Below are 14,496 nucleotides of genomic sequence, written 5' to 3'. Positions count from 1 at the left end.
TCGTGTTCAGCTGCGCTGATTAGGATGGAGCACGCTCATTCTCCCGCACTTCACACCGAATGGTCTGGTTTTCTTCCATGCCGGACGCTGACGCGGAATCGACCAGGATTCACGGCGGGCCGAGTACCCCGACACCGAGCGCGACGGCGCCGCTCTTCTGGATCGAGCTGCCGGCGGACGGCTGTTGGCTGAGCACCCGACCCACGCTGCCCGCGTCGAACGTGCCCTGCGGGGACTGACTGATCTGGCTGGTGCTGCCTGTCCAGCCCTCCGAACGAAGTTTCTCCACAGCCTGCGAGACCGAGAGACCGATCAGCGACGGCATCTTCAGGTCGCCCGCGGACACCTGCACAACAACCGTGGAGCCTTTGTCCGCCGTGTTGCCGCCCGCGGGGCTGGACGCGACCACTTCACCTTTCGGCTTCGAGGACTGCACCTCGTGGACGACGACCTTGAAGCCATTGCCTTCGATGTTCGGTTGAGCCACGTCGATCATCTGCCCGACGACATACGGAACGCGCACCGCCTCCGGACCGCTGCCGATCGTGACGACGACCTCCCAGTCGACATCGATCTTCGACCCCGGCGAGGGATTCTGTTCGATCACCGTGTCCTTCTCCGCGGTGCTCGACGGTTTTCGATCGACGTTCGGGTTCAGCCGCAGCCCCTTGGCATTGAGTTCCTGTTCGGCTTGCTGCTGGGACAGGCCGGTCAGCTTCGGCACCTGAACCTGAGCGGGACCGGTGGACACCTGCACCGTGACGGTGCTCTTCTTGTTGATCCGGGAGCCACCGAGCGGTTGGGTGGCGATTACGTTGCCGGTCGCGACCTTGCTGTCGGCCTTCTGCTGGATCGCCACCGTGAACCCAAGCTTCTGCAGCGCGTCCTGCGCCTGCTGGGCGGATCTGTTCGACAAGTCGGGAACGGCGACTTGGTCCGGTCGGCTTCCAGGGCCGATCAACACCCAGAACAAACCCAACACCACCGCGATCGCCGCGGCGGCGCCGAGGGCGATATAGGCGGTACGGCGCTGGCTGGACGGATCTGCCCGCTCCTGCTCGGCGGTATCGTCGTTGCGTTCGACGGTGCGGTAGTTGCGGGGCGGCGGCTCGTCCGAACCCATGATGGTGGTGCGGTCCTCGTCGGTCATCACCATCGGAGCGCTCGGCTTCTGGCCGCCGAGCACCCGGATCAAGTCGGCGCGCATCTCGGCCGCGGTCTGGTACCGGTTGGCCTGGTTCTTGCTCATCGCCTTGAGCACAACCGAGTCGAGTTCACGCGGCACCCCGGGGTGCACATGCGAGGGCAGCCGAGGATCTTCGCGGACGTGCTGGTAGGCGACCGCGACGGGTGAGTCACCGGTGAATGGCGGCTCACCGGTGAGTATTTCGAACAGCACGCAGCCGACCGAGTAGACGTCCGAACGGGCGTCCACGGTCTCGCCGCGGGCCTGCTCCGGCGAAAGATACTGGGCGGTGCCGATCACCGCGGCGGTTTGCGTCATCGGGTTGGAACTGTCGGCGATCGCGCGGGCGATGCCGAAGTCCATCACCTTCACCGCGCCGGCCCGGTTGATCATGATGTTCGCGGGTTTCATATCGCGGTGCACGATTCCGGCCTTGTGGCTGAAATCCAATGCGGCACAGACATCGGCGATGACCTCCATCGCGCGACGCGGCGGTATCGGACCCTTGCCGCGCACGATGTCGCGCAGCGTGTCGCCGTCTACGTACTCCATCACGATGTACGGCAGCGGACCACCGTCCACCTCGGCCTCGCCGGTGTCGTACACCGCGACGATGGCCGGGTGATTGAGGGCGGCCGCATTCTGCGCCTCGCGCTTGAACCGGAGATAGAACGTGGGGTCACGCGCCAGGTCGGCGCGCAAGACCTTGATCGCTACATCCCGGCTGAGCCGGAGATCTCGTGCCTTGTGTACCTCGGACATTCCGCCGAACCCGATGATCTCGCCCAGCTCGTAGCGGGAGGAGAGATTCTTCGGGGTCGTCATGGTTGTCCTTGCGAAGAAGTAGCGCGTGCGCTGCTGGTGGCCGAGGGACCCTGGGCACCGGGAAAATTAGGGAATGGTAATTCGAGGGTCGGAACGCGCGGCCGCGTAGACGTCGGCGCGGTCGTGGTCGGCTTCGTCGTGCTGGGTGCCGTGGTGGTGGTCGGCGTGGTCGTCGTCGGCTCCGGGGTCGTGGTCGTCGGCTCGGTGGTGGTCGGTTCCGGGATGGTCGTGATCACCGGCGGTAGTACCGGCTTGGGGGTGGTCGTGGTGACGATCGGCGCCGCGGGCTTGGGGATCGTCGTGATCGTCGTGGTCGGTGACGGCGTCGTATTCGGGTTGGTGTCACCGCCGAACAGCAGGAAGATCGTGATGGCGCCGAGCAGTACGGCGCCTATGCCGAGCCCGGCCAGCCACTTCTGTGACGCGGTGAATCGTTTCTCGTCACCCGGATGCCTGGCATTGCCGCCGGTTTCCTGGCTCATCAGGGTCTGCGGAGCCGCGATGGAACCGGCATGGTTCGCCGCGCCGAGCGCCCCGGCCGCGGGCGTCGAGTAACGCACCGTCGCGCCGTCGAAATCGTGCGGTGTGGAGGGAATCACGGAGGTGGGTCCGGGCGGCAGCACCCGGGTGGCTCCGGTCAGCGGCGTGCCGGGATGGCCGCCGCTGGGCGGCGGCGGGCGGCGGCCGGCGCGCACGGCGGCGATCGCGTCGGCGAACTCTCCGCCGCGGGCGTAGCGGCGTCCCGGCTCCTTCGCCATGGTGATCTCGATCAGCTCACGGACGTTGCCCGGCAGATCGGCCGGCATCGGTGGTGGCGTCTCGCGGACATGCTTCATCGCGACAGTGAGCGCGCCGTCCCCGATGAACGGCCGTTGACCGGAGAGCGCCTCGTAGCCGACCACGCCGAGCGAGTACACGTCGCTGGCCGCAGTGGCGTCCTCGCCGATCGCCTGTTCCGGCGCGATGTACTGGGCGGTGCCCATCACCATGCCGGTCTTGGTCACCGGCGAAGCATCCACCGCCTTCGCGATGCCGAAGTCGGTGATCTTCACCTGGCCGGTCGGCGTCACCAGGATGTTGCCCGGTTTCACATCGCGGTGCACCACGCCGGCGCGGTGTGCCACCTCCAACGCGCGTCCGGTCTGCTCCAGCATGTCCAGGCCCTGGGCCACCGACAACCGGCCCAGCCGGTTGAGCACCGTGTTGAGTGGCTCGCCCTGGACCAGCTCCATGACCAGGTAGGCGGTTTCGCTGCCCTGCGGATCGATGGTCTCGCCGTAGTCGTAGATACCGGCGATACCCGGGTGATTCAGCTGGGCGGTGGTCTTCGCCTCGGTGCGGAATCGATGCCGGAACGTCGGATCCGCGGAGAATTCCGACTTGAGCACCTTGACCGCGACCCGGCGGTCCAGCCTGGTGTCCAGGGCTTCCCAGACCTGGCCCATACCGCCGGTCGCGATCAGTCGTTGCAGCCGGTACCGGTCGGCGATCATCGCACCGTTGTTCAGCATCGAGGTCCCCGTACCTTCACTCGCACATCCATATCGTTCAGCCCCCTCGAAGACCCGCGTCCAGGACCGCGCGACCCACCGGCGCGGCCACCGAACCACCGGTCGCGGCAAGCGCCCGATCCCCGCCGTTCTCCACGATTACCGCGATAGCGATCTTCGGGTTCTGCGCGGGGGCGAACGCGATGTACCAAGCGTGCGGCGGCGTGTTGCGCGGGTTGGTTCCGTGCTCCGCGGTGCCGGTCTTGGACGCGATCTGATAGGGGGCCTGGCTACCTCCGGCGTTGCTCTCCGACGCGATCATCAGGTTGGTCAGGGTCGACGCTACCTCGGCGCTGACCGCTTGGCCCACAGAGACCGGTTTGGTCTTGGACAGCTCGCTCAAATCCGGGCGCTGCAGTTGATCGACCAGGTAGGGCTCCATCCGGACGCCGCCGTTGGCGACGGTCGCCGCGATGACCGCGTTGTCCAGCGGGGTCAATGCGACGTCTCGCTGCCCGATGCTGCTCTGCGCCAACGCGGCGGGGTCGGAGATCGTGCCGACGGTGCTCTCCGCCACCGGCATCGGAATACCACGGTGCGGGCCGATGCCGAACGCGGCGGCCTCGTCCTTGAGGTTCGTGGCGCCCACTTTGATACCGAGCTCGGCGAACGCGGTGTTGCACGACCGCCGGAACGCTTCGAACAGCGACGCGGTCGGGTTGGGACCGCAGGTCGATCCGTTGTAGTTCTCCAGCGTGGTGGTGGTGCCCGGCAGCGTGATGTTCGGCGCCGCGGTGAACTGGTCATCGGGGGTCGCGGCGCGGTTGGCCAGCGCGGCAGCGGTGACCACCACTTTGAATGTGGACCCGGGTGGGTAGGTCTGTGAGATAGCGCGATTCAACATCGGATGGCTCGGATCCGCACTCAGGGTTTCCCACGCCTGGGTGCCGCTCGCGCCGTCGTGCCCGGAAAGCAGGTTCGGGTCGTAGCTGGGCGTGGAGACCATAGCAAGAATTTTGCCCGTGCTCGGCTCGATCGCCACCACCGAACCGGTGTAGCCCTTGCTGGTCATCTGGTCATAGGCGACCTGCTGCATCACCGGATCGAGTGTGGTGAGCACGTTGCCGCCGCGCGGATCGCGTCCGGAGACCAAGTCGACGAGGCGGCTGCCGAACAGCTGGTTGTCGGACCCGTTCAGTACCGAGTCCTCGGCGCGCTCGAGGCCTGTACTGCCGTACTGCATCGAGTAGAAGCCGGTAGCCGGCGCGAACGCCTCGGCGTCGGTCGGGTAGGTGCGCAGATACTTGTAGCGGTCGTCGGTGGCCACCGAGCTGGCCAGTACGGCGCCGCCGGCAGAGATCTGCCCACGCTGGCGGGAGTACTCGTCGAGCAGCACCCGTGAGTTGCGCGGGTCGTTGCGGTAATCGTCGGCCTTGATCACCTGGACGTAGGTGGCGTTCAACAGCAGTGCGACGATCATCACCATCACCGCGACCGCGACCCGACGTAGCGGAGTGTTCACGTCGCGGGCCCCACTTCCGGTCGTGCCGCGTCACGGCGCAGCATCTCGGTCTGCGCGTCCGCGATCGGCGCGGGTTCTTTCTTGCGCACCGGAGCCGGCGCGCGCGCGGCGTCGGAGATCTTGATCAGCACCGCGAGCAATGCGTAGTTGGCCAGCAGCGAGGAGCCGCCGTAGGACATGAACGGTGTGGTGAGACCGGTCAGCGGGATCAACTTCGTGACGCCGCCGACCACGACGAACAACTGGATCGCGATGGTGAACGACAGGCCGGCCGCGAGCAGTTTGCCGAAGCTGTCGCGGACCGCGAGCGCCGTGCGCAACCCACGCACCACGAACACCAGGAACACGACGAGCACCGCGGCGAGCCCGATCAGTCCGAGCTCCTCACCGATGGTGGTGACGATGAAGTCGGTCTTGGCGAAGGGCACCTGGTTGGGCCGTCCGCTGCCGAGTCCGGTCCCGGCGAGGCCGCCGGTGGCGAGCCCGAACAGCGACTGCGAGATCTGGTAGCCGGTGTTGTTGTAGTCGTCGAACGGGTTCAGCCAGGTTTCCACCCGGACCCGGACGTGGCCGAACAGCTGGTAAGCGAAGACGAATCCGAGAGCCAGTAGCCCACCACCGATGATGAGCCAGCCGACTCGCTCCGTGGCGATGTAGAGCATCACCAGCACGGTGCTGAAGATCAGCAGCGACGTGCCGAGGTCTTTCTCGAACACCAGCACGCCGATGCAGACGATCCAGACCACCAGAATCGGGCCGAGATCGCGGGCGCGCGGGAATTCCATGCCGAAAACGTGACGTCCGGCGGCGGTGAACAGATCGCGCTTGGCGACCAGTACCGACGCGAAGAAGATGATCAGCAGGATCTTCGCGAACTCACCGGGCTGCATGCTGAACCCGGGCAGGCGGACCCAGATCTTCGCGCCGTTGGTCTCCGAATACTTGCTCGGCAGGATCGCCGGAATCGCCAGTGCGACAAGACCGATCAGGCCGAGGGTGTAGCTGTAGCGGGCCAGCGTCCGGTAGTCGCGCAGCACGATCAGCAGGGCGATGAATCCGACCGTGCCCAGGGCGGTCCACAGGATCTGTTGGTTGGCGTCGGGGGAGGGCATCGCCCAGGAGTTGTAGGCGGCAGTCTGCTCGTCGGCGAGGTCGAGGCGGTGGATCAGCACGAGGCCGAGGCCGTTGAGCAGCGCGACGATCGGCAGTAACAGCGGATCGGCGAACGGTGCGAATCGCCGCACAGCCAGATGCGCACCGCCGAACAACGCCATATACGCCAGACCGTACTTGGCGATCTCCAAGGTGACCGATTGCTCCTGACTGGCCTCGACCAGAAACAGCGACACCGTGGTGATCGCCGCCGCGGCGGCGAGCAACAACAACTCCGCATTACGTCTGGTGCTCGGCGGTGGTGCGGGAGCGAATCCGCCCGGGGGACTGGGAAAGGCCCCAGCGGACGGAGGTGCAGGGGCGGACATCAGTCCGTCACCCGGCAGTTCTCCCCCGCGATCTGGGGGTTCGGCAACGTACTCGACGGCGAGACCGGAGCCTCCGACTTGGTCGGCGTCTTGATCTCGGTACCCCTGGCGTCATCCTGGCCCGGTGCGGGCGCGACCGGCGTCGGAGCCGGTGCCGCGGTAGTCGGTGCGGGTGCGGCGGCGGTGGGTGCCGGCGCGCCGGTGGCCGGTGCGGGCGCGACCGGCTCGGGCGGCGGAATGACCCCCGGCTGCGGTACCAATACCTTGTTCGGGCACGGTGGTAGCAATTCTCGCTGCGCGAGATAGGTCATCGAGTCCTTGGCCTTGTCCAGCGAACCGGGCGGTAGTCCCTTGTCCACCTGGTCGCGGCCGGTCTGCTTGAGATCGCTGACCTGTAGCGGCTTACATGCGCCCGGCAGGTCCGCACCCTGGTCCAACAGGGTGAGTTCACCGTTTCGGGTCACGCAGCCGACCAAGTTCACGTCGTGGATCGAATAGCCGAGGATCGATCCGGGCAGTCCGCGCAGGATCACCACCGAACCGTCATCCGCGCCGACGTAGTAGTTGCTGCGAATCATTTTGTAGCCGACCAGGAGTCCGGCGCAGACGGCGATGACCAGCGCGACCGTCAGCAGGATCCAGCGCAGTCGGTGCGATTTTCCGGCTGCCGGGTTCTCCGGCGTGGCGGCGGCCCTGCGCGGCGCGGCGCGCGGCGGACGTAGCGCGGAGGCCCTGCCCGCCGCGGTGTTCGGTGGCGGGGTGTCTTCATCGACGCCGGACGCGGCGCCGGCCACGATCGGATGGCTCTGGCCGTAGTCCAGATCGATCACGTCGGCCACGACCACCGTGACGTTGTCCGGACCGCCGCTGCGCAACGCGAGCTCGATGAGCCGGTCGGCGCACTCGTCGGTGTTGCCCTCGCGCATGGTGTTCGCGATGGTCTCGTCGCTGACCACATCGGAGAGGCCATCGGAGCACAGTAGGTAGCGGTCACCGGCGCGAGCCTCCCGCATGATCAGCGTCGGCTCGATCTCGTTGCCGGTGAGGGCCCGCATGATCAGCGAACGCTGCGGATGCGTGTGCGCCTGCTCGGGTGTGATCCTGCCCTCGTCGACCAGCGATTGGACGAATGTGTCGTCCCGGGTGATCTGCGCGAGTTCGCCACCGCGTAGCAGGTAGGCGCGCGAGTCGCCGATATGCACGAGGCCGAGTTTTCGACCCGCGAACAAGATCGCCGTGAGTGTGGTGCCCATGCCGTCGAGCTCGGGTTCTTCCTCGACCTGATCGGCGATCGCGGCGTTGCCCTCCCGGGTTGCCGCGTCGAGTTTGCCGAGCAGATCGTCGCCCGGTTCGTCGTCGTCGAGGTGCGCGAGCGCGGCGATCATCAGCTGGGATGCCACTTCGCCCGCGGCATGGCCGCCCATGCCGTCGGCGAGTGCGAGCAGTCGTGCGCCCGCGTAGACGGAGTCTTCGTTGTTGCCTCTGACGAGACCACGGTCGCTGCGCGCTGCGTAGCGGAGAACAAGTGTCACGATCGCAACTCGATCACTGTTTTGCCGACTCGGACCGGGGTGCCGAGCGGAACTCGGACGGCGGTCGTGACCTTCGAGCGATCGAGGTACGTGCCGTTCGTCGAGCCGAGGTCTTCCACGTACCAGTCGTCACCACGCGGCGAGAGTCGCGCATGCCTGGTCGAGGCGTAATCATCGGTGAGCACCAGCGTTGAGTCATCCGCACGACCGATCAGCACCGGTTGGGTGCCGAGCGATATGCGAGTGCCGGCGAGTGAACCTTGAGTCACCACAAGAAATTTGGCGCCCTTCTGGCCCCGGCTGAAGGAAGGCAGCACCACGGAACCGCGTGCGGCCCTGGGCTGAATCCGAATGCCGGATGCCGCGTAGATGTCGCTGCGTAACGTGCGCAGCACAGCCCACACGAACAACCACAACAGCAGAAGGAACCCCGCACGGGTTAGTTGCAGGATCAGTCCCTGCACGGCGCTCCACCTCCTGTTCGACCGTGTACGTCGGTGCGCGTGGGTGCGGTTCGACCACCCCCACCAGCCTGCTGGTCTTGCCGGCCCCGGTTTCGGCGCCGCGCGTGTGTAGGCAGCATCATAGGGCCGTCGGTCGATTTCGATCACGATACGACCGACGAATCTTCGAGGGCAATGTCGTGACCTGCACCGCGAGCTTACGGGATCAGACGATACGGATCAGGATCTCGGAGTGCCCGGCACGGATGACGTCGCCGTCGGCGAGCTGCCAATCCTGCACGGGGGAACCGTTGACCAGGGTGCCGTTGGTCGAGCCCAGATCGGACAACATCGCGGTCTGGCCGTCCCAGCGCACCTCGATATGCCTGCGTGAAACACCGGTGTCGGGTAGCCGGAAGTGCGCGTCCTGACCGCGGCCGATGATGTTGCTGCCTTCCCGCAGCTGGTAAGTCCGGCCGCTGCCGTCGTCGAGCTGAAGGGTCGCGGAGTAGCCCGAACCGGCCTGCGGCGCGGCGCCGTAACCCTGGCTTCCGCCCCCCGCGTAGCCCTGCTGCGCGCCGTAGCCCTGCTGCTGCGAGTAGGCCTGACCGTAGCCGCCTTGATCGTCCTGGCCGTAGCCGCCTTGATCGGCGTAGCCCTGGTCGCCGTAGCCGGGGTCGGCGTAACCCGACTGGCCGTAGCCCTGGGCTTGCTGGCCGTAACCGGGATCGGCATACCCTTGCTCGGCGTAGCCCTGCTGGCCGTAACCGCGGTCGCCATAGCCAGGGTCGGCATACCCCTGCTGCTGGCCGTAGCCGCCTTGATCGGCGTAGCCCTGCTGGCCATAGCCCTGGTCGCCGTAGCCTTGCTGGCCGTAACCGCGGTCGCCGTAGCCCTGCTGACCGTAGCCTTGATCGCCGTAGCCCTGCTGGCCGTAGCCTTGCTGGCCACCCTGCTGGTAGTCGTAGCCGCTCTGGTAGTCGCCGTAACCCTGCTGTGCGTCCGGCGCCTGGTAATCCGCGCCGTAGCCGCCGCGTCCATAGTCGTCGCGGTACGCGCCGTTCTGCGGACCGCCGCGACCGGCAGGCGGTGGGGCGTACCCGCGGTTGCGTGGATCGGACTCCGCGGGCTCACGGCTCGGGTCGTAGCCTGAGTTCTGCGTCATGGGGCCAGCTCCTGGTTGCGGGTTTGCAGGTCGTTGTGGCGGTGATTCGGGGCCGCGAGCCGCTGTGGCTCTGTGTCCGACGTCCGGGTCGACGCGGCCACTTGCCCTGAACTGTCCGGTGTGCAGCGTAGGTGATGCCTCGAATACCACGCGTACTTCGCCGTAGGTCTGCCAACCTTGCTCACGGATGTAGTCCTCGAGATGTTTGGCGAATGCGCGGGTGGTGAGGTCGTGATCGGCATCCAGTTGCTGGTGATCCGAAGAGTTGATCGTGATCACATAACTGTTCGGCGCCAGCAGGTGTCCGCCGCCCAGATCCTGAACGTGATCGGCGGCTTCGCGTTGCAGCGCCGCCTCCACCTCCTGGGGGACGACATTGCCGCCGAACACTCTGGCGAATACGTCACCGACGGCGCCCTGCAGGCGACGCTCGAACCGTGAAACGATGCCCATCTCGGCCTCCTCTCGGTGAGCGTTCCTTTTCCTGACTCGTTACAACGACACGCGAGTATGGCGTGTCGTTTATCGACCACGTTCATTGCATGATATCCACGATCGTCCACACCTGTAACTCTCGGCGGCAGCCCCGGGTTCCCACGCCTGGCCAGGCCCGACGTCAGGGCTCTGAAATGGCGATTTCGTCTCGGGCGTGGGCGCGTGATACGGTCTCCCAGTCGCTCGGGCGAGTGGCGGAATGGCAGACGCGCTGGCTTCAGGTGCCAGTGTCCTTCGGGACGTGGGGGTTCAAGTCCCCCTTCGCCCACAATATCGACGCAGGTTAAGGGCATAGTTCAAGGATTATGCCCCTCCTACGTCCACACTGCGGTCCACAGGGAATCTGAGGGGATTCGGCCTGAGTGCAAGGACCCATGCCGCATGGCGACTACACCGCGCATCCGCGTTCGCAAGGATGGCTCTACCTACTCGCAAGTTCGCTACCGCTGGCGTGGTTGGGCTTTGCCGGGTGATCGCCTGACGCGGCCGACACGTTAACGCAGGCGCGACGAAACGCCCCGCCGACTGGCAGGGTGTTCATCTGGCGGCTTCCCCCGGGTCGGTCTGTCCGACGAATAATCTGCCCCGTCTCCGAACCAACGGAGGCGGGGCGGGATTTCGCTGTAGCCGGCTTACCGTCTACTTCTCCAGCTTCTCCAACATCCAAGTGCCGACGGCGTAATTGTCGTCAGCGGGGATGCCGCGCGTGTAGTGCAAGGGTGGGGTTATCCATCGGATCCGACGCCATCCGATGGATGGACGGATCACCCAGCCGCCGTATTCGCGGCGAGAAGTCCACTGGAGCTGCTTGGTGTAGCCGGGCTCATGGGAGGCACGCCGAAATCGGCGGCGGAGGGCGAAGCGCAGTCGGAACCATCGGGTCGACCATGTGGTCGGACCACTACTGATAAAGACCACATCCACGGGGTCAACCTAGCACGGGATGAAAGTGGCCAAGGTCTCCTTGCGGACCTCATTTGTCCCGGTGTCCCAGGTGGCCTGCATGATGATCTTGCCCTGCCAGACGCCGGGTACGCAGTCCAGCGCCATCGCGGCGATATGGACGCTCGGCTTGGGGATCTGCGTGTCAATGGCAGGCTCGCCCTTCGGCCTAGGGTTGCTGGTGCCCGACCGATGCCATAGCTGCAATTCGATACGGAATTGAAGAGGGGCGGACGTGCATGTCACTGTTCCGCCTACGACGACAGCCTTGTGCAGCAAGTAAGGCTTCTCGTTGAATTCGAAGCCGCAAGCTTTGCCGGAGGTGGATGGCCCGGCCTGTGCGACCGGTGTGGTGGCGAGTGTCTGCCCGCTGAGTAGTGCAGCGCTGAGTGCAGCTACCGTCATCAGGTTGCGAATCATGATTCCCTCCATTACTTCCCCGGCTCCCGTACCCCACGGGAGCGTTGATCGCCGGCACGGACTGACCCTGTGGGCGCGGCGAAATAGACGCCCCGCCGCGATCGGCGTGTTTGCTTGTCGGTCTTCTATCTCCGATATCCCGGCTCTTGCCGGGACGTTCTGTACGGGTCGACGCAGTCAGGCAGTGGTGGACCGGTACTCGCGATAGGCCCGTGTCGCGGCAAGACGGCTGCCGCAGTCGGTGATCCGCCAACAGGTCGGAACCCCGCCGGTTCCGGACGCCCATCCGTCGCGAGTAAGGGATGCCGCGGCGACGCGAGCGGTCTCGGTCGCGATGCCTGTCTGCTGGCTCAGCTGCTGGGTGGTCAGCGGCTCACCTGCGGCGAGGGCGCCGAGCACCAGCGCCTGGGTTTCACGCAGCGCCATCGGCGTTAATCGCCAGCACGCGTAGGGCGTCGCGTACCCGCTCGAGAAGTTCCAGGGAGTTGCCGGCGTCGGCTGCCTGGAACAGTTCTGCGGTTTCCTCGGCGGTGAGCGGCCAGCCATCGGCGCCGATGATCGAGAGTGTGCCGTCGATGTGGCTGTGCCTGATGCCGATGGGTTGGTTGTCACTCGCCATGGTCGGCCCCGTCCCCGCAGGCAGAGATGTAGGCGGACGCTGATAGGTACTGCAGGCAGTCCGGGCCGTGGCCACCACGCACGCGGGCGACGAAATCGGCTTCGTCCAGCGAACGGTATGCACCTTCCTGCCAGCACTTCTGGTGGAAGTGTCGCCACATCTCGGTGTCGGCGAGGGTTGTCATCGGATCCTCGCAGGGACGAAGTGCTTGGCCGTGATCAGGACATCCATTGCGGCGCGCTTGGCTGCGCAGTTGTCGGCGTCGCAGTTGATGCGCTCCTGCATCACCTCGTGCGCCTGCTGCAGGCTGTAGATTCCCTCGGGTTCGGGGTGGCAGCCGCCGTAGCGGTTCAAGACGTATGGCAGGCCAACGAAGATCACCCAGCCGAGGAACGCTACGGCTGCGACGACAACGGTTGCTGTGGCGAGATCTGCGGGCATTGGGCTGTACCCCCCGGGCGTTGTGTTGTCTTGGTGTGCGACCCAATGCCGGATGGTCGGGGTATCCCGACATCGGGGGCTACGCATAGCCTCTCGCCGATCAGCCACGCGAAGTGGTGGCGATGTCACACCCCCACAGGTGGTGGAATTCCCCCCACTTCAATCGACGGTGGGATCTCACCACCGCAGTTATCCTTAAGGAACCTCTTCGCGGAGGAATCGCCCCCGGCCGACGGGCCGGGGGTCTCGCGAGGACGGTAATCCCGCGAAGAAGGTGAGGCGCATATGCCGAATCAAAACGGACTCGCCGGTGGATCCATAGGCGAGCGTATCCAAACAATCCGAACTCGCACGGGCAAGTCTCGCTCTGTCATCGCGGGCTTGGTCGGCCGCTCCGAGGAGTGGCTACGGGATGTCGAGAAAGGGCGCCAGGGGGCACCCGGTCTCGAAATGCTGCTGAAACTCGGCCGTGCGCTGGGTGTTCGGGATCTGACCGAGCTGACCGGAGATCACGAATTGCTTGTCGGATTTTCCGGCCGCGCCGGGCATCCTGTAGTACCAGCGATCCGGGATGCGATCGAATCTGTCGACCTCGCGCCCTCGGCGGCGGCGATCACCCCTGCCGAGTTCGGCGCTCGCGTCGATCGGGCGTGGAGGCTGTGGCATACCTCATCCACGCCGCGCGCGGACGCTGGCGCGATGCTCCCGGGCCTGATCCGCGACGGACGCCGCGCGCTACGCACACTCGACGGAGAGGAGCGCCGCGTAGTTGCTGCTGCGTTGTCGGGTGCGTACGCGCTGTCTGAGCAGGTACTCGCCTGGGTTGCTGATGCGCCGCTGCTGTGGATGGCCGCCGACCGGTGCATGGCCGCGGCCGAAATCGCTGACGACCCGATAACGCTCGCATCGGCGTCATGGGTGCTCGGCAACGTGTGGAGGTCGACCAGCCGCGAAGAGGATGCATACCAGCTGACGCAGGACGCGGTCGCGCTCCTCCAGCCACGCCTCGATGGCGACCAAGAGGCGCAATCTCTATGGGGTGCGTGCCATCTGCACAGCGCGATCACTGCAGCTCGCCTCGGCAGGGAGGGTGATGCGCTACGTGGTGTCGATCAGGCGATGGGGATGGCGCGCGCCCTGCCGTCCGGCTCGGCGCACCCATGGACACTGTTCGGCGTTGCCAACGCGGAGGTAACCGCGGTGTCGGTACAGGTGGACATGCGCCGATCCGGTGGCGCGCTGGAGGCTGCGTCAGTGGTGGATCCGGATGCCGTGCCGAGCGTTGACCGGCGGGCTCGTCTGTGGCTGGAACTGTCGCGCGCTTACGGGCAGCAGAAGGATTGGATTAGCACCCTCGGCGCGCTGAAAACTGCTATAGCAGCGTCGGAGGAGTCGATGCGGTGTCATCCTCTCTCACGCAGCCTCGCCACTGAACTCGTCACCCACGGCGGAAAGATCGTAGAACGCGAGGCGCGGGCGCTGGCTGTACGGCTCGGTGTCACTGCATAGTCACCAGTACAAAGAAGCCACCTCGAACTCCGGGGGTGGCTCTATTTATCGATCAGGGGTTGCCGATGATGTTTCGGCAGACGCAGCTCATCCCGGCTCCGGCGGAACGTGGCGGTGGGTGACCGGAGGGACCGGTCGCCCTCCTGCTCAGGTCGACTGTGCTCGAGGAGTGGATGTGCTCGGCGGGCGCTTCCTACGAGATGGCAGCGCTGGCAACAATATTCACCATCGAGGCCGCAGTTGTACTGTCGACGCTGAGCGAATCCTCGCTCTGACGAGGATCTTTGATGATTTTCAAGATCACCGTTCCTGGCTGTCGTCGGGCGCGGGCGTAATCCGGACGAGGTGCGACATGCCTCTGATCGCTGGTGAGGTCATATCGACAAGATCAAATATCGCGTCGAAGACATCCGGCGAGCGATTCGA

Annotated in this window: 14 protein-coding genes and 1 tRNA gene; 2 read left to right on the top strand and 13 right to left on the bottom strand. The window is 65.7% G+C overall.

Annotated elements, in window-relative coordinates:
• Positions 1–109 precede the first annotated feature (109 nt).
• The 7 genes from pknB to AB0B25_RS00845 form a co-directional block, all read right to left on the bottom strand.
• Entirely contained in the window at positions 110–2,011 is a 1,902-nt protein-coding gene (pknB, locus tag AB0B25_RS00875; protein ID WP_357172706.1) for a Stk1 family PASTA domain-containing Ser/Thr kinase, read from the bottom strand.
• Positions 2,008–3,522, bottom strand: a complete 1,515-nt coding sequence (locus AB0B25_RS00870) for a protein kinase (protein ID WP_357172703.1) — start codon at positions 3,520–3,522, stop codon at positions 2,008–2,010. Before AB0B25_RS00870 ends, pknB begins: the two co-directional genes overlap by 4 nt.
• A 37-nt stretch (positions 3,523–3,559) precedes the next feature.
• Positions 3,560–5,023: a penicillin-binding protein 2 gene (locus tag AB0B25_RS00865; RefSeq protein WP_357172701.1), complete on the bottom strand. Its 1,464-nt coding sequence runs from the start codon at positions 5,021–5,023 to the stop codon at positions 3,560–3,562.
• Complete coding sequence (locus AB0B25_RS00860) at positions 5,020–6,504, bottom strand: FtsW/RodA/SpoVE family cell cycle protein (protein WP_357172698.1); 1,485 nt, start codon at positions 6,502–6,504, stop codon at positions 5,020–5,022. Before AB0B25_RS00860 ends, AB0B25_RS00865 begins: the two co-directional genes overlap by 4 nt.
• Positions 6,504–8,036 (bottom strand): PP2C family serine/threonine-protein phosphatase, encoded by a 1,533-nt coding sequence (locus AB0B25_RS00855; RefSeq protein WP_357172695.1) that lies wholly within the window; start codon positions 8,034–8,036, stop codon positions 6,504–6,506. The genes AB0B25_RS00860 and AB0B25_RS00855 overlap by 1 nt, the downstream gene beginning before the upstream one ends.
• Complete coding sequence (locus tag AB0B25_RS00850) at positions 8,033–8,500, bottom strand: FHA domain-containing protein (RefSeq protein ID WP_357172692.1); 468 nt, start codon at positions 8,498–8,500, stop codon at positions 8,033–8,035. Before AB0B25_RS00850 ends, AB0B25_RS00855 begins: the two co-directional genes overlap by 4 nt.
• Before the next feature lie 205 nt (positions 8,501–8,705).
• Positions 8,706–10,097, bottom strand: a complete 1,392-nt coding sequence (locus AB0B25_RS00845; protein ID WP_357172691.1) for an FhaA domain-containing protein — start codon at positions 10,095–10,097, stop codon at positions 8,706–8,708.
• Positions 10,098–10,324: 227 nt separating this feature from the next.
• On the opposite strand from AB0B25_RS00845, the gene AB0B25_RS00840 reads away from it, so the two are divergent.
• A tRNA-Leu gene (locus AB0B25_RS00840) sits at positions 10,325–10,407 on the top strand.
• Positions 10,408–10,778: 371 nt separating this feature from the next.
• Here AB0B25_RS00840 and AB0B25_RS00835 read toward each other — a convergent pair.
• From AB0B25_RS00835 to AB0B25_RS00810, 6 genes are all read right to left on the bottom strand, one after another.
• Positions 10,779–11,063 carry a hypothetical protein gene (locus AB0B25_RS00835; protein WP_357172689.1) on the bottom strand — a complete coding sequence of 95 codons (285 nt, stop codon included), beginning with the start codon at positions 11,061–11,063 and terminating at the stop codon, positions 10,779–10,781.
• A 9-nt stretch (positions 11,064–11,072) separates the two neighbouring features.
• Positions 11,073–11,501 carry a hypothetical protein gene (locus AB0B25_RS00830; protein ID WP_357172687.1) on the bottom strand — a complete coding sequence of 143 codons (429 nt, stop codon included), beginning with the start codon at positions 11,499–11,501 and terminating at the stop codon, positions 11,073–11,075.
• Between the two features lie 177 nt (positions 11,502–11,678).
• Positions 11,679–11,927 carry a helix-turn-helix domain-containing protein gene (locus tag AB0B25_RS00825; protein WP_357172684.1) on the bottom strand — a complete coding sequence of 83 codons (249 nt, stop codon included), beginning with the start codon at positions 11,925–11,927 and terminating at the stop codon, positions 11,679–11,681.
• On the bottom strand, positions 11,914–12,120 hold the full coding sequence (locus AB0B25_RS00820; protein WP_357172681.1) for a hypothetical protein: 207 nt from the start codon (positions 12,118–12,120) through the stop codon (positions 11,914–11,916). The genes AB0B25_RS00825 and AB0B25_RS00820 overlap by 14 nt, the downstream gene beginning before the upstream one ends.
• On the bottom strand, positions 12,110–12,304 hold the full coding sequence (locus AB0B25_RS00815) for a hypothetical protein (protein WP_357172678.1): 195 nt from the start codon (positions 12,302–12,304) through the stop codon (positions 12,110–12,112). Before AB0B25_RS00815 ends, AB0B25_RS00820 begins: the two co-directional genes overlap by 11 nt.
• Positions 12,301–12,561, bottom strand: coding sequence for a hypothetical protein (locus AB0B25_RS00810; RefSeq protein ID WP_357172676.1), 261 nt, complete (start codon positions 12,559–12,561; stop codon positions 12,301–12,303). Before AB0B25_RS00810 ends, AB0B25_RS00815 begins: the two co-directional genes overlap by 4 nt.
• Positions 12,562–12,846: 285 nt before the next feature.
• Here AB0B25_RS00810 and AB0B25_RS00805 point away from each other — a divergent pair, with 285 nt between their 5' ends.
• Complete coding sequence (locus AB0B25_RS00805; RefSeq protein ID WP_357172673.1) at positions 12,847–14,070, top strand: helix-turn-helix domain-containing protein; 1,224 nt, start codon at positions 12,847–12,849, stop codon at positions 14,068–14,070.
• Positions 14,071–14,496: the final 426 nt, after the last annotated feature.

It is taken from the genome of Nocardia sp. NPDC049190 (assembly GCF_040648115.1).
In the GTDB taxonomy this organism is placed as follows: Bacteria; Actinomycetota; Actinomycetes; order Mycobacteriales; family Mycobacteriaceae; genus Nocardia.
The sequence above is the reverse complement of the archived record's forward strand: the minus strand, read 5'-3'. Positions and strand labels throughout refer to the sequence as shown.